Source organism: Nocardioides gansuensis (assembly GCF_003076135.1).
GTDB classification, from domain to species: domain Bacteria; phylum Actinomycetota; class Actinomycetes; order Propionibacteriales; family Nocardioidaceae; genus Nocardioides; species Nocardioides gansuensis.
Map to the genome: position 1 here is coordinate 360,655 of NZ_QDGZ01000001.1, position 19,042 is coordinate 379,696.

General features: G+C 74.3%; 17 protein-coding genes and 1 riboswitch. Of the genes, 9 read left to right on the forward strand and 8 right to left on the reverse strand.

The window, feature by feature from the left end:
- The first annotated feature begins 110 nt into the window (after positions 1 to 110).
- The 8 genes from dnaK to DDE18_RS01710 all read left to right on the forward strand — a co-directional run bounded on the left by dnaK (position 111) and on the right by DDE18_RS01710 (position 9,076).
- A complete protein-coding gene (dnaK, locus tag DDE18_RS01675) occupies positions 111 to 1,970 on the forward strand; it encodes a molecular chaperone DnaK (RefSeq protein WP_116570490.1) in 1,860 nt (619 codons plus the stop codon).
- The gene (gene grpE, locus DDE18_RS01680; protein ID WP_116570491.1) at positions 1,967 to 2,638 is read left to right on the forward strand and encodes a nucleotide exchange factor GrpE; all 672 of its coding nucleotides are present in this window, start codon (positions 1,967 to 1,969) and stop codon (positions 2,636 to 2,638) included. Before dnaK ends, grpE begins: the two co-directional genes overlap by 4 nt.
- A gap of 48 nt (positions 2,639 to 2,686) precedes the next feature.
- On the forward strand, positions 2,687 to 3,877 hold the full coding sequence (gene dnaJ / locus DDE18_RS01685; RefSeq protein WP_116570492.1) for a molecular chaperone DnaJ: 1,191 nt from the start codon (positions 2,687 to 2,689) through the stop codon (positions 3,875 to 3,877).
- Complete coding sequence (locus DDE18_RS01690; RefSeq protein ID WP_116570493.1) at positions 3,877 to 4,308, forward strand: heat shock protein transcriptional repressor HspR; 432 nt, start codon at positions 3,877 to 3,879, stop codon at positions 4,306 to 4,308. Before dnaJ ends, DDE18_RS01690 begins: the two co-directional genes overlap by 1 nt.
- A 214-nt stretch (positions 4,309 to 4,522) precedes the next feature.
- Positions 4,523 to 5,872, forward strand: coding sequence for a DUF445 domain-containing protein (locus DDE18_RS01695; RefSeq protein WP_116570973.1), 1,350 nt, complete (start codon positions 4,523 to 4,525; stop codon positions 5,870 to 5,872).
- A complete protein-coding gene (locus DDE18_RS23275) occupies positions 5,869 to 6,831 on the forward strand; it encodes an Abi-alpha family protein (protein ID WP_116570494.1) in 963 nt (320 codons plus the stop codon). The genes DDE18_RS01695 and DDE18_RS23275 overlap by 4 nt, the downstream gene beginning before the upstream one ends.
- A gap of 14 nt (positions 6,832 to 6,845) precedes the next feature.
- The gene (locus tag DDE18_RS01705; RefSeq protein ID WP_116570495.1) at positions 6,846 to 8,342 is read left to right on the forward strand and encodes a cobyric acid synthase; all 1,497 of its coding nucleotides are present in this window, start codon (positions 6,846 to 6,848) and stop codon (positions 8,340 to 8,342) included.
- Positions 8,339 to 9,076 (forward strand): cobalt-precorrin-6A reductase, encoded by a 738-nt coding sequence (locus tag DDE18_RS01710; protein WP_116570496.1) that lies wholly within the window; start codon positions 8,339 to 8,341, stop codon positions 9,074 to 9,076. Before DDE18_RS01705 ends, DDE18_RS01710 begins: the two co-directional genes overlap by 4 nt.
- 243 nt (positions 9,077 to 9,319) lie before the next feature.
- Here the strand turns inward: DDE18_RS01710 and DDE18_RS01715 are convergent, their stop codons facing one another.
- Complete coding sequence (locus DDE18_RS01715) at positions 9,320 to 10,267, reverse strand: cobalamin biosynthesis protein (protein WP_116570497.1); 948 nt, start codon at positions 10,265 to 10,267, stop codon at positions 9,320 to 9,322.
- Positions 10,268 to 10,299: 32 nt separating this feature from the next.
- Here DDE18_RS01715 and cobU point away from each other — a divergent pair, with 32 nt between their 5' ends.
- The gene (cobU, locus tag DDE18_RS01720; RefSeq protein WP_116570498.1) at positions 10,300 to 10,812 is read left to right on the forward strand and encodes a bifunctional adenosylcobinamide kinase/adenosylcobinamide-phosphate guanylyltransferase; all 513 of its coding nucleotides are present in this window, start codon (positions 10,300 to 10,302) and stop codon (positions 10,810 to 10,812) included.
- Positions 10,813 to 10,817: 5 nt separating this feature from the next.
- On the opposite strand, the gene DDE18_RS01725 is transcribed toward cobU, so the two are convergent.
- The 7 genes from DDE18_RS01725 to DDE18_RS01755 form a co-directional block, all read right to left on the reverse strand.
- On the reverse strand, positions 10,818 to 11,561 hold the full coding sequence (locus DDE18_RS01725; RefSeq protein WP_116570499.1) for an adenosylcobinamide-GDP ribazoletransferase: 744 nt from the start codon (positions 11,559 to 11,561) through the stop codon (positions 10,818 to 10,820).
- A complete protein-coding gene (cobT, locus tag DDE18_RS01730) occupies positions 11,558 to 12,643 on the reverse strand; it encodes a nicotinate-nucleotide--dimethylbenzimidazole phosphoribosyltransferase (RefSeq protein WP_116570500.1) in 1,086 nt (361 codons plus the stop codon). Before cobT ends, DDE18_RS01725 begins: the two co-directional genes overlap by 4 nt.
- Positions 12,640 to 13,413: a CbtA family protein gene (locus DDE18_RS01735; RefSeq protein WP_116570501.1), complete on the reverse strand. Its 774-nt coding sequence runs from the start codon at positions 13,411 to 13,413 to the stop codon at positions 12,640 to 12,642. The genes cobT and DDE18_RS01735 overlap by 4 nt, the downstream gene beginning before the upstream one ends.
- 1 nt (position 13,414) lies before the next feature.
- On the reverse strand, positions 13,415 to 13,636 hold the full coding sequence (locus DDE18_RS01740) for a CbtB domain-containing protein (protein ID WP_116570502.1): 222 nt from the start codon (positions 13,634 to 13,636) through the stop codon (positions 13,415 to 13,417).
- Positions 13,637 to 13,776: 140 nt separating this feature from the next.
- On the reverse strand, positions 13,777 to 16,233 hold the full coding sequence (gene cobBC, locus DDE18_RS01745; protein WP_165820980.1) for a bifunctional hydrogenobyrinic acid a,c-diamide synthase/histidinol phosphate aminotransferase CobBC: 2,457 nt from the start codon (positions 16,231 to 16,233) through the stop codon (positions 13,777 to 13,779).
- A 34-nt stretch (positions 16,234 to 16,267) separates the two neighbouring features.
- Positions 16,268 to 16,882 carry a cob(I)yrinic acid a,c-diamide adenosyltransferase gene (gene cobO, locus DDE18_RS01750; protein ID WP_116570503.1) on the reverse strand — a complete coding sequence of 205 codons (615 nt, stop codon included), beginning with the start codon at positions 16,880 to 16,882 and terminating at the stop codon, positions 16,268 to 16,270.
- A complete protein-coding gene (locus DDE18_RS01755) occupies positions 16,882 to 18,888 on the reverse strand; it encodes a VWA domain-containing protein (RefSeq protein ID WP_116570504.1) in 2,007 nt (668 codons plus the stop codon). Before DDE18_RS01755 ends, cobO begins: the two co-directional genes overlap by 1 nt.
- Before the next feature lie 32 nt (positions 18,889 to 18,920).
- Positions 18,921 to 19,041, reverse strand: a riboswitch (cobalamin riboswitch).
- Between the last annotated feature and the right edge of the window lies 1 nt (position 19,042).

The following is a 19,042-nucleotide window of genomic DNA, read 5'->3' on the forward strand; positions in this document are numbered from 1 at the left end:
CGTTGGAGCCCATGAACAGAGTTGAGTCGATCCGGCTCAACTGTCTTGCCTGACGGCTCTCCGCCCGGCAGGATGGCCCCACACACCACAAGCATCTGGAGGTAACCCCCATGGCTCGAGCGGTCGGCATCGACCTCGGCACGACCAACTCCGTCGTCGCCGTCCTGGAAGGCGGCGAGCCCACCGTCATCGCCAACGCAGAGGGCGCCCGCACCACCCCGTCGGTGGTCGCGTTCGCCAAGTCCGGCGAGGTCCTCGTCGGTGAGGTCGCCAAGCGGCAGGCCGTCACCAACGTCGACCGCACGATCCGGTCCGTCAAGCGCCACATGGGCGAGGACTGGAAGGTGCAGATCGACGACAAGACCTTCACCGCGCAGCAGATCAGCGCGTTCGTCCTGCAGAAGCTCAAGCGCGACGCCGAGGCCTACCTCGGCGAGCCGGTGACCGACGCGGTCATCACCGTCCCGGCCTACTTCTCCGACGCGCAGCGCCAGGCCACCAAGGAGGCCGGCGAGATCGCTGGCCTGAAGGTCCAGCGCATCGTCAACGAGCCGACCGCGGCCGCGCTGGCCTACGGCCTCGACAAGGGCGAGGACCAGATCATCCTGGTCTTCGACCTCGGTGGCGGCACCTTCGACGTGTCCCTCCTGGAGATCGGCGAGGGCGTCGTCGAGGTGAAGGCGACCAGCGGTGACAACCACCTCGGTGGCGATGACTGGGACAACCGGATCGTCGAGTGGATGATCAAGAAGTTCAAGGACAACAACGCCGTCGACCTCGGTGCCGACAAGATCGCCAAGCAGCGCCTCCAGGAGGCCGCGGAGAAGGCGAAGATCGAGCTGTCCTCGAGCTCCGAGACCACCATCCACCTGCCCTACATCACGCACGGCGAGAGCGGCCCGCTGCACTTCGAGGAGAAGCTCACCCGCGCGGACTTCCAGCGGATGACGTCCGACCTGCTCGACCGCACGCGCGAGCCGTTCAAGCAGGTGCTCAAGGACGCCGGCATCGCGCTCGGCGACATCAAGCACGTGGTGCTCGTCGGTGGCTCGACCCGCATGCCCGCAGTGACCGACCTGGTCAAGGAGCTGCTCGGCGGCAAGGAGCCCAACAAGGGTGTCAACCCCGACGAGGTCGTCGCCGTCGGTGCTGCCCTGCAGGCCGGCGTGCTCAAGGGCGAGGTCAAGGACGTCCTGCTGCTCGACGTCACCCCGCTGAGCCTGGGGATCGAGACCAAGGGCGGTGTCTTCACCACCCTGATCGAGCGCAACACCACGATCCCGACCAAGCGCAGCGAGATCTTCACGACCGCCGACGACAACCAGCCGTCGGTCGAGATCAAGGTCGCCCAGGGCGAGCGCGCCATCTGGTCGGAGAACCAGCCGCTCGGCAACTTCGAGCTCACCGGCCTCCCGCCCGCGCCCCGCGGCGTACCGAAGATCGAGGTCACCTTCGACATCGACGCCAACGGCATCGTCCACGTCTCCGCCAAGGACCAGGCGTCCGGCCGTGAGCAGTCGATGACCATCTCTGGTGGCAGCGCGCTGTCGAAGGACGAGATCGACCGCATGGTCAGGGAGGCGGAGCAGTACGCCGAGGAGGACGCCAAGCGTCGCGAGGCCGTCGAGGTCCGCAACCAGGCCGACAGCCTCGTCTACACCACCGAGAAGTTCCTCACCGACAACGACGAGAAGCTCCCCGAGGACGTCAAGACCGAGGTCAAGGCCGACGTCGAGTCCCTCAAGGAGCTGCTCGCCAAGGAGGACTCCTCGGCCGAGGACCTCAAGGCCGCGGTCACCAAGCTCGGCGAGTCCAGCCAGAAGATGGGCGCCGCCATGTACGCCGCCGCGGAGGCCGACCAGGCCGCTGCCGGCGGCACGGGTGAGGCGACGGGCCAGGCCGACGACGACGTCGTCGACGCCGAGTTCGTGGACGAGCCGAACACCGGCACCGAGGGTGAGACCAAGTGACCGACCCGACCGACCCGGTCGAGCCGACCGCTGGCGTCCAGACCGACGGCCAGCTCCCCGAGGAGACGACCCCCGACCAGGGGTCGTCTCCCTCGGGGGAGGCCCGGGCGGAGGCCGGCTCCGGCGGGCCGAGCGAAGCCGAGACTGTCGAGGCCGATCCGCTCGCCGACGCGCAGCGGGCGCTTGCCGACCGCACGGCCGACCTGCAGCGGCTCCAGGCCGAATACGTCAACTACAAGCGGCGCGTCGACCGCGATCGCGAGCTGGTGCGCGAGAACGCCACGTTCGCGGTGCTCAGCCCGATCATCGAGGTGCTCGACACCATCGACCGGGCCCGTGAGCACGGCGAGCTCGAGGGGGGCTTCAAGGCTGTCGCCGAGCAGCTCGAGCGCATCGTCGCAGGCCTGGGCCTGACCAGGTTCGGTCAGCCGGGCGACGCCTTCGACCCGACGGTGCACGAGGCGCTGAGCCACATCGGCACCGACCCGGAGGTCACGGTCACGACCTGCCAGCACATCGCCAAGGCGGGCTACAAGATCGGCGACCGCGTGGTCCGAGCCGCCCAGGTGCTGGTGGTGGACCCCGCCGAGCCGGAGTCCGCTGGGTCGGAGACCGCCCAGCCGGAGCCTGCCGAGGCGGAGACCGCTGGGCCGGAGTCCACTGGTTGAGCTGCATCCGGGTCGGGACCGATCACCTGAGCGAAGGGAGGTGCGCGCATGGCTGAGAACGACGGCTTCCGCAACGACTGGGCGACCAAGGACTTCTACAAGGTCCTCGGCGTGGGCAAGGACGCCACGACCGCCGAGATCAAGAAGGCCTACCGCAAGCTGGCGCGCGCCAACCACCCCGACTCCAACCCGGGGGACAACGCCAAGCACGACACCTTCAAGGCGGTCGCCGAGGCCTACGACGTCCTCGGCGACCCCGCGAAGCGCAAGAAGTACGACGAGTTCCGCCAGCTGCAGGCCACTGGCGGGCTCGGCGGGTTCGGCGGTGGGTTCGGCGGTGGCCAGGGTGGCGGCTTCGGCGGCGGGGCGTTCAACCTCGACGACCTGCTCCGCGAGCGCGCGGGCGCAGGCGGAGGCTTCGGCGACATGTTCGGGGACCTCTTCGGCGGCACCGGCGCCACCCGACGTACGCAGTCCCGGCCCACGAAGGGCGCCGACGTCGAGACAACGGCGACCATCGGCTTCACCGAGGCCCTCGAGGGCGTCACGGTGTCGCTGCGCCTGACGTCCGACGCGCCGTGCCACACCTGCAACGGCACGGGCGGCAAACCCGGCACCAAGCCGCACATCTGTACGACGTGCGACGGCGCGGGCTTCGTGGTTGCCAGCGTGGGCGGCGCGTTCTCGATGAACGAGACCTGCCCGGCATGCGGCGGTCGCCAGCTGGTGTACGACGAGGCGTGCCCGACCTGCCACGGCAGCGGGCGCGGCCAGTCGACCCGGTCGATCCAGGCCCGCATCCCCGCGGGCGTGAAGAACGGGCAGCGCATCCGCCTGCGCGGCAAGGGCGCCCCCGGGGAGCACGGCGGCCCGCCGGGCGATCTCTACGTCACCGTCAAGGTGTCCGGCCACCGGATCTTCGGCCGCAAGGGCGACAACCTCACCCTCGACGTGCCGATCTCCTTCGACGAGGCGGCGCTGGGCGCGGAGATCAAGATCCCGACCCTGTCGGGCGCCCCGGTCACGCTGAAGATCCCCGCCGGCACGCCCAACGGGCGCACGTTCCGGCTGCGCGGCAAGGGGGCCCGCCGCGCCGACGGCACGACGGGCGACCTGCTGGCCACGGTGCACGTGCAGGTCCCGGCCACGCTCGACCCTGCGGCGCGGGAGGCCGTCGAGGCCTACCGCGCGGCCCGGGCGGACAAGCCCCTGCGCACCGGGCTCTTCGAGGCGTCCTGATGGCGGACCGGCAGCCCTTCGGCGCACCGTCCCCGGACGCGGCGGTCTACGTCATCAGCGTGGCCGCCGAGCTGACCGGCCTGCACCCGCAGACGCTGCGGGCCTACGAGCGGATGGGCCTGATCACGCCCGGCCGCACGGGTGGCGGGGGCCGGCGCTACTCCCACCGCGACCTCGAGCGGCTGCGCGAGATCGCCGACCTGACGGCCTCCGGCGTCGGCGTCGAGGGGGTGCGCCGGATCCTCGAGCTCGACAACCAGGTCGAGGCCCTGCGCGCACGCAACGGCGAGCTCGCCGCCCAGCTCGAGGCGACCCGCGAGGCCCTGCGCCAGGCGCTGGCCAGCCCCGGCAGCCAGCCGCCAAACAAGCTGCCGGTGCTGCGGTCGCCGCTCCCCGGCCAGTCCGTCGTGGTGTGGCGGCGCGGCAGCTGACCGCCGCTGAGAGGTCGCCGGGCTGGCTGATGTGGTGCGCCCCGAGGAGACCCGCCCAAGCGTGAACGGCGTCACCCCGACGCAGTGGTGACAGTGAGTTACACACCGCGCTACCTTCTCTGCCGGGACCCGTCACGAGCTGCCGGACGGACCACCCTCGGCTCCGGGGAGCAGCAGGTCGACGGCCACGCGTCGGGCGTCGTGAGAACAGGTGGTGAGTGCGACGCTCGACGATGTGCTCGCCCGGCTGCGCCACGTGGACTGGTGGTTGCAGGACCTGGACACGCGTGGCGAGTGGATCGCCTTCGCGTCGATCCCGCTCTTCACCGCCGTCATCGGCTGGCTGATCAACTGGACCGGCCTGGTCATGCTCTTCGCACCGATCAGGTTCCATGGCGTGAAGATCCCCGGCATGCGCGAGATCGGCTCGATCCTGCCCCGCAAGGTGCAGGAGGTGCCCGGCGTCCTCCAGGGCGGACTCGGCTGGCAGGGCATCATCCCCGCCCGCGCGGCCAAGATGGGCTCGATCGCCGTCGACAAGGCGATCGCCAAGCTGGGCACGCCGCGCGAGTTCTACCAGCAGCTCGAGCCCGACACGATCGGCGAGCACATCGTCACCATGTTCGCGCCCGACATCCCCGGCATCGTCGACGACGTCATGCGGCGTACGAACCCGGCGTTCTGGCGCGACCTGCCGCAGCCGGCGAAGGCCACGATCACCCGTCGGGTGCAGAGCCAGCTGCCGTCGGTGGTCAAGACGGTCACGGACGAGATCGGCACCCACATCGATCAGCTGCTCGACCCCAAGATCATGGTGATCGAGCACTTCCGGAAGAACCCCGAGCTGGTGGTCAGGGTGTTCAAGGACATCGGCGAGCGCGAGCTCCGCCTGATGGTCCACTTCGGGTTCGTCTTCGGCCTGCTGCTCGGCATCCCCGTGGCGTTCGCCGACCACTGGTTCCACCAGTGGTGGCTGCTGCCCGTGCTCGGCGTCGTGGTCGGCTGGACCACCAACCTGCTCGGCATGTGGCTGATCTTCGAGCCCGCCGAGCCCACGCGCTACTTCGGCATCCGCTGCCACGGCCTGTTCCTCCGCCGCCAGGACCAGGCGGCCGAGGTCTACGCCAGGATCATCGCCGACGACGTCATCACCCTCGAACGCATCGGCGACTTCCTCGTCGACGGGCCGAGCGGCGACCGGACCCGCCAGCTGCTGATGACCGCGCTCAGCCCCGCCATCGACCGGGCCGCCGGCTTCGCACGCGGCGCCGCCCGGGTCGCCCTCGGCGGCCGCGGCTACGACGCGATCAAGTCGGGCTTCGCCGACGAGGCCGTGGGCCGCACCCTGACCCCGTTCCGGGACGCGGAGTTCAGCCGGCGCCAGTCCGACAGGATCCGCACCCTGATCGCCATCCGCACCAAGGAGCTGCCCCCCGCAGACTTCGTCGAGATGATGCGGTCGGCATTCAAGGAGGACGAGTGGATGCTCTACGCTCACGGCGCGATCATGGGAGCCGCGGGCGGCTTCCTGCACCTGTGGATCTTCGGAGTGGGTGGCGGATGAGCAGCACCGAGTACGACGAGGCGCAGCGCTCGCGGGACCGCAGCTCCGGCCACGACCTGCCCGAGCTGGCTGGCATCGACGCCGTGCCCGGCCTGGTCCGCATCGGCGTGACCTCCTGGGTCAACACCACCTCGTGGGGCCTGCGCTCCTCCGCCCGGCTCGCGGGCCGGGTCGCGAAGGCGGCGGCGAGCCCCGACGAGGCCCGCGCCCTCGCGAAGGACGTGACCGACACCGGCAAGATCGTCGCCTCGCTGGCGCGGTCCGTCGCGTCGGGGTCGCCGCTGCCGGCCGCCCTCACCCGTGCCGGCGGGCAGCTGGTGGAGGTCGGGTCCGGCTCCGGGCCGATGGAGCCGGAGCCGGTCGAGGCCACGGTCGTGCGCGGCCCCTTCGATGGCCCGCGCACGCTCACGCTGCGCGAGAAGGGTGCCGAGCTGCTCGAGCGCAGCCGCGACGTGTGGAACACCGACACCGCCCACCCCGCCCACGACCGGATCCTCGGCGAGCTCGCCCCCGACGAGGCCCGCGTGCTGCTGCTCCTGCTCACGGGCGGCCCGCAGCCGAGCGTCGACGTGCGCACCGGCGGCCCGCTGGGCATGGTCAGCTCCGAGCTGGTGGCTCCCGGCCTCACGATGATCGGGGCCCGGTCCGGCTGCCGCTACCTCGACCAGGTGCCGTCGTACCTCAACAACCTGTTCCGCCTGGGCCTGATCTGGTTCTCGCGCGAGCAGCTGCGCGATCCCCTGGAGTACCAGGTCGTCGAGGCGCAGCCGGAGGTGATCGCGGCGATGCACTCGGTGAAGTTCCCCAAGGTCGTGCGCCGGTCGATCCACCTGACGCCGTTCGGTGAGGACTTCTGCCGCACCTGTTTCCTCGACGAGGACGACGCGGCGGTCGGCCTGCCCGAGCACCTGGCCCCGCCCCAGGGCCAGGAGGCCGGCGACCCACTCCCGCGCGGATGAGGGGCTTGGGCCCGGTGGGCGGCCTGCTGGTCGCGGGCACCACCTCGGATGCTGGCAAGAGCGTCGTGACGACCGGCCTGTGCCGGGCGTTCGCGCGCCGCGGCCTGCGCGTCGCGCCGTACAAGGCGCAGAACATGTCGAACAACTCCATGGTCTGCGTCGGCGCCGACGGGGTCGGCGCCGAGATCGGGCGCGCGCAGTGGGTGCAGGCCCTGGCCGCGCGCGCCGTGCCCGAGCCGGCGATGAACCCCGTGCTGCTCAAGCCCGGCGGCGACCGGCGCAGCCACGTCGTGGTGATGGGGCAGCCGGCCGGCACGATCGACTCGAAGGACTTCGTGGGCGGGCGCACCCACCTGCGGGACGCGGCGTGGGCGGCGTTCGACGACCTGCGGAGCAGGTACGACGTGGTGGTGGCCGAGGGGGCCGGCAGCCCGGCCGAGATCAACCTGCGTGCCGGCGACTACGTCAACATGGGCCTGGCGCGGCACGCGTCGCTGCCGGCGGTCGTGGTCGGCGACATCGACCGCGGCGGGGTCTTCGCCGCCATGCTGGGCACCGTGGCGCTGCTCTCGCCCGAGGACCAGGCACTGGTGGCGGGGTTCGTGGTCAACAAGTTCCGCGGCGACCTCGAGCTGCTGCGGCCGGGGCTCTCGACCCTGGAGACCCTCACCGGGCGGCCGGTCTACGGCGTGCTGCCCTGGCACCCCGACCTGTGGCTGGACTCCGAGGACGCGCTCGACCTGGAGGGCCGGCGGTCTGCTGCCTCGGGAGCGCCGTTCCGGGTCGCGGTGGTGCGGCTGCCGCGGATCTCCAACTTCACCGACGTCGATGCGCTCGGGATCGAGCCGGGCGTGGACGTCGTCTTCGCCTCCGACGCGCGGTCGCTCGCCGACGCCGACCTGGTGGTGCTGCCCGGCACGCGGGCGACCCTCGCCGACCTCGCCTGGCTGCGGTCGCGCGGGCTCGACCGCGCGGTGCTCGAGCACGCCGCCCTCGGGCGACCGGTGCTCGGGATCTGCGGCGGCTTCCAGATGCTGGGGCGGCTGGTGTCCGACCCGGCCGGCGTCGAGGGCGCGCCGGGTGCCACGGCAGAGGGGCTCGGGCTGCTGGACGTGACCACCACCTTCGAGCCGTCGAAGGTGCTGCGGGTGCCGTCCGGTACGGCGCTGGGGGTGGGGGCGTCGGGATACGAGATCCACCACGGCCGGATCGCGGTCTCCTCGGGTGAGCGCTTCCTCGGCGGTGCCCGCTCGGGTGCCGTCTTCGGCACGATGTGGCACGGCAGCCTCGAGGGCGACGCGCTGCGCCGGGCCTTCCTGCGGGAGGCCGCGGCGGCCGCGGGCGCGGCGTACACGCCGTCGGGGGTGAGCTTCGCCGCGCTGCGCGAGCGGCGCCTGGACCTGTTGGGAGACCTGGTGGAGGAGCACCTCGACGTGGACGCGCTGCTGTCGCTGATGACGGCGGGCGTGCCGGCCGGCCTGCCGGTGCTGGCTCCGGGGGCCGCGCCGTGACCGTGCTGCTGCTCGGCGGGACGGCCGAGGCGCGCGAGCTGGCGGTGCTGCTGGCCGATGCGGGCGTCGACTTCGTGTCCTCCCTCGCCGGCCGGGTGGCCGAGCCGCGGCTGCCGGTCGGGCCGGTGCGGATCGGCGGCTTCGGGGGAGTGCCGGGGCTGGAGTCCTGGCTGCGCTCGTCGGGCTGCACCGCGGTCGTGGACGCGACGCACCCCTTCGCCGAGGGGATGTCGCGCAACGCCGTGGCCGCCTGTGCCTCACTCGGCCTGCCCCTGCTGCGGCTGGAGCGACCGGGCTGGTCGTCGGCACCAGGAGCTGACGGGTGGCACTGGGTCGACTCGCACGCGGAGGCCGCGCTTGCTGCGGCGTCGTTGGGCTCGCGGCCCTTCCTGACCGTCGGGCGGCAGGCGCTCGCGTCGTTCGTCGGGCCGCTGGCCTCGGCCGCCGCGCTGGTGCGGGTGGTGGACGCGCCGCTCCTGTCGCTCCCGCCCTCGTGGACGCTGCTGACCTCGCGCGGGCCCTACGACCTCGAGGGCGAGCTCGCGCTGATGCGCAGCCACGCCGCCGACGTCGTCGTCACCAAGGACTCTGGTGGCTCCTACACGTGGCCCAAGATGGCCGCCGCCGACTCGCTCGGCGTGCCCGTCGTGGTCGTGCGGCGGGGGGCCGGCGGGTCCGGGGTGGCGGCGGTCAGCGATCCCGCTGCGGCCGCTGCCTGGGTCACCTCCCTGTGACGAGCGGGCGCATCTGCACACGCGGAAGGTGCCGAGTCGGCTGGTCTGCTCACGTGGAGGGCGCTGAGTCGGCTGGTCTGCTCACGTGGGGGTGCTGAGTCGGCTGGTCTGCACCCTCGCCTTCGGCAGATGCGCCGACTCGGCAGGACCGAAGCGTGCAGATGCGCCGACTCGGCGGGACCGAAGCGTGCAGATGCGCCGACTCGGCGGGTCAGGAGTGTGCAGATGCGCCGACTCGGCGGGTCAGGAGTGTGCAGATGCGCCGACTCGGCGGGCGGCGAGGGCGGCGAGGACGACCGCGGCGAGGCCGACCCGGCGGGAGAGTCGCACCGCGCGGTCGATGTCGGCGGCGGCCGGCGGGCGGCCGTCGCCCATCACGACCCGGTGCTCCACGCCGTAGGGGTAGGGGGTCAGGCCGCCGAGGCAGAGCCCCAGCGCCCCGGCGTACGACGCCTCCGCGACGCCGGCGTTGGGGCTCGGGTGGTGCCGGGCGTCCCGGCGCCACGCCGCGAGGGCGTCGACCGGGCGGCCGCCGACCGTCGGCGCCAGGGCGGCGGCGAGCGCCCCGGTGGCCCGGCTGCCGGGGAGGTTGAGCAGGTCGTCGAGCCGCGCGCTGGCCCAGCCGAAGGAGCGGTAGCGCTGGCTGCGGTGGCCGACCATCGCGTCGAGCGTGTTGGCGGCGCGGTAGCCGAGCAGGCCCGGCATCCCGGCGACCGCCCCGAGGACGAGGGGGGCGACGACGGCGTCGGAGGTGTTCTCGGCGACCGACTCCACGACCGCCCGGGCGACCTCCGACTCGTCGAGCTGCGCCGTGTCCCGACCGACCAAGTGGGTCAGACGCCGGCGTGCGGCCGGCAGGTCGCCGGCCGCGAGCAGGCCGTGCACGGCCGTCGCCTCACGGCCGAGCGTCGTACCTCCCAGCACCGCCCACGTCGCCCCCGCAGTCGCCGCGACGTGCAGCACCGGGCGGCCGCGAGTCGCCCGCTCGGCAAGCAGACCGACGGCGACGGCGCCCCCGGTGAGGACGGCGGAGTGGGTGACGCCACGGGAGCGGGAGTCGGCCCAGGTGTGGCGTTCGAGCGCAGCGGCCAGCCGGCCGAACGCGGCGACCGGGTGGCCGCGACGCGGGTCGCCCACGGCCCGGTCGAGCGCGTGGCCGAGGACGATCCCGAGCGCCCGGGTGGCGCTCATGCCGCGGCCCCGGCCCGGTAGCGTGCGGGCCCATGAGGACCCTGGTCACCGGCGGCGTGCGGTCGGGGAAGTCGACCCACGCCGAGGGCCTGCTGGCTGGCCGGGCCGACGTCACCTACGTCGCGCCGGGACCGCTGCGCGACGACGCCGACTGGGCCGAGCGGGTGGCCGCCCACCGGGCACGCCGGCCGGAGAGCTGGACGACCGAGGAGACCGCCGACGTCGCGGGCGTGCTCGCCGAGGCCGACGGCGACGTGCTGGTCGACTGCCTCGGCACCTGGCTGACCGCGGTGTGCGACGAGCTGGGCTGGCAGCGCGGCGACCTCGCCGACGCCGTCGGTGAGCGCGCGGACGAGCTGGCGGCAGCCGTGCGGCAGGCGCGCGGCGACGTGGTGCTGGTGACCAACGAGGTGGGCATGGGCATCGTGCCTAACCACCGCAGCGGGCGGGTCTTCCGCGACCTGCTCGGCACCGTCAACCAGCGCGTGGCGGCGGCCTGCGACGACGTGGTGCTGGTGGTCGCGGGGCGCGCACTCCACCTCTGACGCCCTCACGCCACCGCCACCAGCAGCAGGGCGAGCGAGACCTCGATCGAGGCGCCCATGACGTCGCCGTTCACGCCGCCGAGCCGCCGGTGCGCCCGGCGCGCCAGGGCGGTCACGGCGAGGGCGGCGAGCAGCACCCCGGCCGCGCCGCGCCACCAGGGCAGGCCGGCCAGGTGCGCGCCCCCGGCCAGCGCCGCGCCGGCCACGACGAGGAGCAGTGCCACGGCCGCAGGGCCCAGGCTGCCGGCGTACGCCGCGCCGAGGCCGCCCGGCGTCGCCGCCACCGAGCCTCGGGCGCACGCGGCGGCGTGGCCCCACCTGGACAGGCACACCGCGAGGACGGCGAGCAGCGGGTGGACGGTGGCGAGCGCGGTCGCCTGCACGCCGAGCACGACGACCAGGGCGGCGGCGCCCGCGGGCCCGACGTCGCCCGACTTCATCACCGCGAGCGAGCGCGCGCGGTCGTAGGAGGCCGTCAGCCCGTCGGCCGTGTCGGCGAGCCCGTCGAGGTGGAACGCGCGGCTGCCCAGGGCGAGCGCGCCGACGGCGACGAACCCCAGCGCCAGCGACGTGATGCCGATCTGTCGCCCGCCTGCCAGCACTCCCGTGACAAGGAGAGCGAGCGGGAGCACGGCCACCGGCCCCAGCACGACCGACCGGGCGGCGACCCGAGGGTCGACGCGGCCGGGGGGTGGGCAGGGCATCGCGGTCAGGGTCCCGACCGCGAGCCGCCAGCCGTCCCGGGTCACCCCGGCACGGGGCCGGGGAGCAGGTCGGCCAGCAGGGCCGTGTCGCGCAGCAGCGCGACCGACGAGCGCACGACCGGGACCGCAGCGACCGCGCCCGAGCCCTCGCCGAGCCGCATGCCCAGGTCGAGGAGCGGCTCCAGGCCGAGCTTGGCCAGCGCCAGCGTCTGGGCCGGCTCCGTCGACCGGTGGCCGGCGGCGAACCACGCCGCAGCACCCGGCGCCAGCCGCTCCGCCACCAGGGCGCAGGCGACGGACATCAGGCCGTCGAGCAGGACCGGGATGCCCCCGCCCGCCGCCGTGAGGAGGAAGCCGGCCGTCGCCGCGAGGTCGGCGCTGCCGAGCGCCGCCAGGGTGGCCACCGGGTCGTGGAGTCGGTCGGCCGTGCGGGCCAGGGCCGCGTCGAGCACGGCGGTCTTGCGGGCCAGCCCCTCCGCGTCGACGCCCGTCCCGGTCCCGACCACCTCGCAGGCGGGCAGGCCGAGGGTGGCCGCGATCAGCGCGGCGGCGGGCGTGGTGTTGCCGATGCCCATGTCGCCGGTCAGCAGCAGGTCGGCGCCCAAGGCGATCTCCTCCTGCGCCACCGCCGCGCCGGCCGCCAGGGCCTGCCGGACCTCCGCCTCGCTCAGGGCGTCCTCGAGGTGGATCGCCCCGCTCCCGCGGCACACCTTGTGGGCGCGCACGTCATCGGGGAGGCCCTCGAGGTCGTCGTCGACCCCGAGGTCCAGGACCCGTACGTGCACGCCGTGCGCGCCCGCGAGGGCGGAGACCGCAGCCCGGCCGGCCGCGAAGGTGCGCACCATCAGCGGCGTGATCTCGGGGCCGAAGGCGGAGACGCCGTGGTGGGCGACGCCGTGGTCGCCGGCGAAGATCACCAGCCGCACGTTGCCGAGCGGCCGCGGCGGGACCTCGCCCTGGCACGCGGCGACCCAGACGCCCAGCTCGCCGAGCCGGCCGAGTGCTCCGGGAGGGGTGGCGAGCCCGGCCAGGCGGGCGGCCGCGGCGTCGCGGACGTCGGCCGACGGGGGCGCGACGGGTCTCGACTCCGCCCGACCAACCGAGGCTCGATCAACCGAGGGCGTCACAGGCTCGCCGCCAGGGCCTGCCGGTCCGCTACCTGTACGGCGCGGCGCCAGGAGCGGTCGACGAGGCCGGTCAGCACGAGGGCGATCCCACCCCACAGGGCCGCCAGCACCAGCAGCGAGGCCCGGCGGAACTCCCAGAGCGTGTCCGCGGGGAAGTCGCCGGCCCCCTCGAAGCCGGGGAGGGCGACTGCGGCGGTGACCACGACGGCGAGGTAGCCGACCGCGGCGGCCGCGCACGCGGCGTACCCGCCGTGGCTGCCGACCAGCCGCCTGCCGAGCGCGACGGCACCGACCGCGGCGACCACGGACAAGGCCGTGAAGCCGAAGAAGGCGGCGGTGCGCCCGTCGATCGTGGTGGGGTCGCCGACGGCGGGCGGGGTGGAGGGGTACTTCAGGAACGGCACCAGCGCGAAGCTGACGAACCCGAGCGCGCAGACGAGCGCCGTGCTGCCGGCCGGGCGGAGCGAGCCGAGGCGGCCGAGCGCCGCGGCGGAGAGGAGGCCGGCGAGGCCGCCGAGGACCAGCCCGATCGCGACCGTGCCGGTGGCGAGGCCGATGGTCGACTGGACCTCACGGGAGACCGCCTCCGCCCCGGCGGACTCGTCGTGGCTGTGCGCGTGGCCGTCGCCCTCGTGCGCGGCGGCGGACTCCTCCACGGCGATGGCAGCATCGACGGGGGGCTCGCCGACGGTGTAGGCGACACCGAAGGCCAGCAACCCGGCGACGAGCCCTGCCAGCAGCCCGTGGACGAGGAAGCTGCGGGCCCCCACCTCAGTGGCAGGGGTAGCCGAGGAGGTGCCGCGCGTCGTGCACGAACTCGTGCACGGCCGTGCCGGCGAAGACCGAGACCGCACCCTGCTCGCTGCCCACGAAGAACAGCACGGCGACGGCCGCGAGGACGGCGAAGAGCAGCCAGGGCGCGAGCTCGCGCCAGGCGATGACGGGGGTTGCGCCGCCGACGGAGAGGGGGGCAGCGGGAACGGCGAGTGCCATGGGTTCCTCCTGCGGGATTCGTGCGTCCCGATAGATGTGGATGGACTCCAGGGCCTTCGGGTCTGACTCCACCGCAGAAGCGATGTCACAGTAGCGCGACTGTGCCGGACTCTCACCGGCTTCCTCCGGCCTGGGTGGCGTCACCCTAGCGGCATCGCGGAGAGCGCGTCGAGGAGGGCGTCCGTCGACCGCTCGTCGCGCACCGCGATCCGGATCCAGCTGCCGTCCAGCCCGGGGAACGTGTCGCACCTGCGCACCGCGAATCCCTTGTCCTGCAGGGCTTCGTGGACACCGGCCCCCGGTCGCGCGAGGACGAAGGCGGTGGTGCTGGGGACGTGGTGTACGCCGAGCGCGGCGAGGCCGCCGTGCAGGTGCTCTCGCCAGCGGCGCATCGTCTCGACGCGCCTGCGGGCCTCCTCCCGCGCCTCGGCGGTGGCGGTCGCTCGCATGGCGGCGATCGCCGGGGTGGAGACCGACCAGGGGGTCTGCGTCCGCCTGAGCGCCTCGACGGTGTCCGGCTCGCCCAGGACGTAGCCGGCGCGCAGGCCGGGGACGGCCCAGAGCTTGGTGAGGCTGCGGACGACCAGGAGGCCCTCGTGCCGCCCGCCCGCCAGGCTGGCGGCGTCGTCGTCGCAGAACGCCTCGTCGACGACGACGAGCCTCCCTTCCCTCCGCAACCCCAGCAGCGCGTCGACCGGGTGCAGCACGCCGGTCGGGTTCGTCGGGTTGCCGACGACCACGAGGTCGGCGTCGTCCGGGACGCTCGCCGGGTCGAGGGCGAACGGCGGCTCGAGGACCACGTGGCGCGGCTGGCGGCCGGCCTCCTGGAGGGCGACGTCGGGCTCGGTGAACTGGGGGTGGACGACGACGGGCGCGCGCCACGCTCGCAGGCGGGCGACTAGGCCGAAGGCCTCGGCGGCGCCGGCGGTGGCCAGCACGTCGCTCGTGTCCCTGCCATGGCGAGCGGCGATCGCGGCCTCGGCGGGGGCGGGGTCGGGATAGGCGGCCAGCTCGTCGATCGCCCGGTGCAGCGCGAGGTCGAGCCACGGCGGCCGCGGCGCGTCGTACACGTTGACCGCGAAGTCGGCGCGGCCCTCCCCGAGCTCACGGTCGCCGTGGTGGCGGAGGTCGGGCTCGGGTCGCCGGCTGCTATATGACGGATCGCGACCCGGACGCCGGGCCGAGGTCTCGTGGGCGGCCGCCGCGGCGAGGAAGCGGGCGGCGAGGTGCGGGTGGCCGGCCCAGTGGACGTGGAGGTACGACGCGTGGAGGGTGGCCGTCGCGACGCCGGCCGCGGCCCGGTCGTCGCCGAGCAGCCAGGCGGGGTCGCCGCCGGGCTCGGCGAGGAGGTGGGTGCGGTGGAACTCGTGCCCGGTCACCCGTTCCCCGGCGCGGGAGAGCAGGTCGTCGCCCGGGGCGGTGGCGGTGCGGTAGGCCAGGGTCAGGCGCGGGGCCCAGCCGGCGTCGGCGTCGAGCGCGCCGACCATCGGCGCGGGTGGTCCTTCGCGGCCCTGCACGGTGCGGCACAGGTAGAGCAGGCCCGCGCACTCGGCGACCGTCGGGAGGCCGGCGGCGATGGCCTCGCGGAGCTCGCGCCGCAGCCGCTCGTTGGCGGCCAGGTCCTCCGTGTGCACCTCGGGGAAGCCGCCGCCGAGGTAGAGCCCCGTCGTGCCCTCGGGCAGCCGCTCGTCGCGCAGCGGGTCGAGCTCGACGACCTCCGCGCCGGCGGCGCGCAGCAGCTCCTCGGTCTCGGCGTACCGGAACGTGAAGGCCCGCCCGCCGGCGACCGCGATCCTGGGCCGACTCCCCTGCCGGGGTAGTCCGTGACGAGCGGACGCACCAGCGACCCCGGAGAGGGTCCGTCCGTCACGGACTATCCCGGGGGACCAGGGGGTGCCGGGGAGGTCGGGGGCGGAGCGAGCGAGGCGTACGACGGCGTCGAGGTCGACGTGCTCGGCGACCCGGGCCGCGAGCCGGTCGAGGGCGCGGCCGGCGTCGTCGCGCTCCGCGGCGGGGACCAGCCCGAGGTGGCGCGAGGGCGCCTCGATCCCGTCGTCGCGGTGGAGCACGCCGAGCACCGGGACGTCGTCGGCGAGGGACGCGACCACCTCGGCGGCGTGCCGGGGGGAGCCGGCCTTGTTGAGGACCACCCCCACGACGTCGACCCCGGGCCGCCAGGTGCGCAGCCCGTGCACGACCGCGGCGACCGACCGCGAGGCGTGGGAGATGTCGACGACCAGCACGACCGGCGACCTCGTCACCTCCGCCACGTGGGCCGTCGAGGCGAAGCCGTCGGCGCCCAGCTGGCCGTCGTACAGGCCCATCACGCCCTCGATGACCGCCAGCCCCGCGCCCTGCGCGCCGTGCAGCAGCAGGGGGACGAGCCGCTCCTCGCCGACGAGGTGGGGGTCGAGGTTGCGGCCGGGGCGGCCGGTGGCGAGGGCGTGGTAGCCCGGGTCGATGTAGTCGGGGCCGACCTTGTGGCCGCTCACGACGTGGCCGGCGCGGCGGAGCGCGGCCATCAGGCCGGTCGCGACCGTGGTCTTGCCGTGGCCGGAGGCGGGCGCCGCGACGACGAGCCGGGGGAGGGCGGTCACGGGGTCTCGACTTGGCTCGACCGACCGGGGCGACTCACCACTCGATGCCCTTCTGGCCCTTCTGGCCGGCGTCCATCGGGTGCTTGACCTTGGTCATGTGGGTGACCAGGTCGGCGGACTCGACGAGCCGCTCGTCGGCGTCGCGGCCGGTGATCACGACGTGCTGGTGGCCGGGCCGGTCGCGCAGCGTGGCGACCACGTCGTCGACGTCGACCCAGCCCCACTTCATCGGGTAGGTGAACTCGTCGAGCAGGTAGAGGTCGTGCGTCCCGGCAGCGAGCCGGCGCTTGATCTCCGCCCAGCCCTCGGCCGCGGCGGCGGCGTGGTCGTCCTCGCTGCCGCCCTTGCGCGACCACGACCAGCCCGAGCCCATCTTGTGCCACGACACCGGCCCGCCCTCGCCGGTCTCCGCGTGCAGCTCGCCGAGCCGCTCCAGCACGGTCTGCTCGCCGATGCGCCACTTCGCGGACTTCACGAACTGGAAGACCCCGATGTCGAAGCCCTGGTTCCACCCGCGCAGCGCGAGCCCGAACGCCGCCGTCGACTTCCCCTTGCCCTCGCCGGTGTGCACCATCACCAGCGGCTGGTTGCGGCGCTGGCGGGTGGTGAGGCCGTCGTCGGGGACGGTGGTCGGCTGGCCCTGGGGCATCAGGCTGCTCCTTCTCGTGCGGTGCGTACGGCGTGGGTGAGGGCGGCGGCGCTGACCTGCCCGATGGCGGTGTGCTCGGCCTGCAGGTGGTCGGCGAGCGTGGCAGCGAGTCCCATCCGGAACCGGCCGTCCTCGCAGTCGACGACCAGGCTGCTCACGCCCTGCCCGGCCAGGTGCTCGGCGGCCTGTCGCGACCGCGCCACCGCCTCGGAGCCGTGGGTCGCGCGACCGTCGGTGACGACGACGAGCAGCGGCCGCCGTCGAGGGTCGCGCAGCCGCTCGCGCCGCAGCACGTCGGCCGCCTCGAGCAGCCCTTCGGCCAGCGGCGTGCGACCGCCGGCGGGGAGGTCGTCGAGGCGCCGGGCGGCGATCTCGACCGAGTGGGTCGGCGGTAGCGCGAGGTCGGCGGCGGCGCCGCGGAACGTCACCAGGCCGACCTTGTCGCGGCGCTGGTAGGCGTCGAGCAGCAGGCTGAGGATCGCGGTCTTGACCTGCTCCATCCGCTTCCGGGCGGCCATCGAGCCGCTCGCGTCGACGCAGAAGAGCACCAGGTTGGACTCCCGCCCCTCGCGGGTCGCCAGTCGCAGGTCCTGCTCCGCGAACCGCACCGGCCCGCTCGTCCGGCCGCGCGCGTGCTGGTGGGGGGCGGCGGCGCGCAGGGTCTCGAGGAGGTGGATCGAGCCGCCAGGCCCCTGGGACTTGCGCGCGCCCACGCGGCGCCCCGTCTCGGTCACGGCGCGGCTGCGGCGGCCCGACTCCCCCGCGCCGGTGCCGGCCACGGTGAAGAGACGGGGGCGGTACGGCGCGCCGGCGGCGACCGGCGTACCTGCACTGGGCTGGTCGGCGGGTGCCTGGTCTCGTGACGGGCCTTGACGGCCCTTCTCGACCACCGGCGCGTCGGGGCTGCCCTCTTCGGCTGACGAGCCCTCGGAGGAGTCGGAGTCGGTCGGCTCCCCGCCGCCCGGCCCGTCCGGATCGGGCTCCGGGTCGGTCGGCGGCTCGGGGTCGTCGTCGCCCAGCACCTGGTCGAGCAGCTCCTCGTCGAGGCCGGGCGCGTCGAACGGATTGCGGCGCCGGCGGTGCGGCAGCGCGAGCCGGGCGGCGACCCGGATGTCGTCGCGGGTCACGGATGTGCGGCCGCACCACGCCGCGTGCGCGACGGCGGCCCGGGCGGTGACGAGGTCGGCGCGGAGGCCGTCGACGTCGAAGGCGGCACACAGCTCGGCGATGGTGAGCAGCGAGTCGTCGGACAGCTCGACCTCGCCGACGAGCTTGCGGGCGCCCGCGATCCGGTCGGTCAGCGCGCGCTCCGGCTCGGCGTACGACGCGGCGAAGGCCTCCGGCGACGCGTCGAACGCCATCCGCCGCCGCACCACCTCGGCGCGGAGCGCGGGGTCGCGCGGCGCGGCCACCTCGACGGTGAGGCCGAAGCGGTCGAGCAGCTGGGGGCGGAGCTCGCCCTCCTCGGGGTTCATGGTGCCGACGAGCACGAAGCGCGCGGCGTGCTCGACGGAGACGCCGTCGCGCTCGACCGTCGAGCGGCCCATCGCGGCGGCGTCGAGCAGCAGGTCGACGAGGTGGTCGTGGAGGAGGTTGACCTCATCGACGTAGAGGATCCCGCGGTGGGCGCGGGCGAGGAGCCCGGGCTCATACTCCGCGACGCCGTCGCTCAGCGCCCGCGACAGGTGCAGCGAGCCGAGCACGCGGTCCTCGGTGGCGCCGACCGGCAGCTCGACGAGCCGCACCGGGCGGGTCTCGATGGCGGCATCGAGCGGCCAGTCGCCGTCGGGCGAGGTCTCGCCGGGCCGGCTCGCGAACCGGTCGCCTGCCACCACGTCGATCGGCGGCAGCACGCCGGCGAGCGCACGGACCATCGTGGACTTGGCCGTGCCCTTCTCGCCGCGCACGAGCACGCCGCCGACCTCGGGCGAGATCGTGGTGAGGACGAGGGCCAGCGCCATGTCGTCGGAGCTGACGACCGCTGAGAAGGGGTAGTGCGTTGGCATGGGGGCTCCCGCTCTCGTCTGCCATCGGGTGGCGCGAGGCCGGTCTTCGGACTTCCCGGACCGTCCTGGCTGGACGTCTCGGGTCACCGCAGCGGGCCCTGTGCCGGACTCTCACCGGCTTCCCAGATTCTCCCCACGTGGGGGCACCTCGCAC

What these genes read in the sequence shown, in the direction of transcription:
- dnaK (WP_116570490.1), top strand. Translation starts at nt 111, where the DNA reads ATGGCTCGAGCGGTCGGCATCGACCTCGGCACGACCAACTCCGTCGTC.
- dnaJ (WP_116570492.1), top strand. Translation starts at nt 2,687, where the DNA reads ATGGCTGAGAACGACGGCTTCCGCAACGACTGGGCGACCAAGGACTTC.
- DDE18_RS01690 (WP_116570493.1), top strand. Translation starts at nt 3,877, where the DNA reads ATGGCGGACCGGCAGCCCTTCGGCGCACCGTCCCCGGACGCGGCGGTC.
- DDE18_RS23275 (WP_116570494.1), top strand. Translation starts at nt 5,869, where the DNA reads ATGAGCAGCACCGAGTACGACGAGGCGCAGCGCTCGCGGGACCGCAGC.
- DDE18_RS01715 (WP_116570497.1), bottom strand. Translation starts at nt 10,267, where the DNA reads ATGAGCGCCACCCGGGCGCTCGGGATCGTCCTCGGCCACGCGCTCGAC.
- cobU (WP_116570498.1), top strand. Translation starts at nt 10,300, where the DNA reads ATGAGGACCCTGGTCACCGGCGGCGTGCGGTCGGGGAAGTCGACCCAC.
- DDE18_RS01740 (WP_116570502.1), bottom strand. Translation starts at nt 13,636, where the DNA reads ATGGCACTCGCCGTTCCCGCTGCCCCCCTCTCCGTCGGCGGCGCAACC.
- cobO (WP_116570503.1), bottom strand. Translation starts at nt 16,882, where the DNA reads ATGCCCCAGGGCCAGCCGACCACCGTCCCCGACGACGGCCTCACCACC.
- DDE18_RS01755 (WP_116570504.1), bottom strand. Translation starts at nt 18,888, where the DNA reads ATGCCAACGCACTACCCCTTCTCAGCGGTCGTCAGCTCCGACGACATG.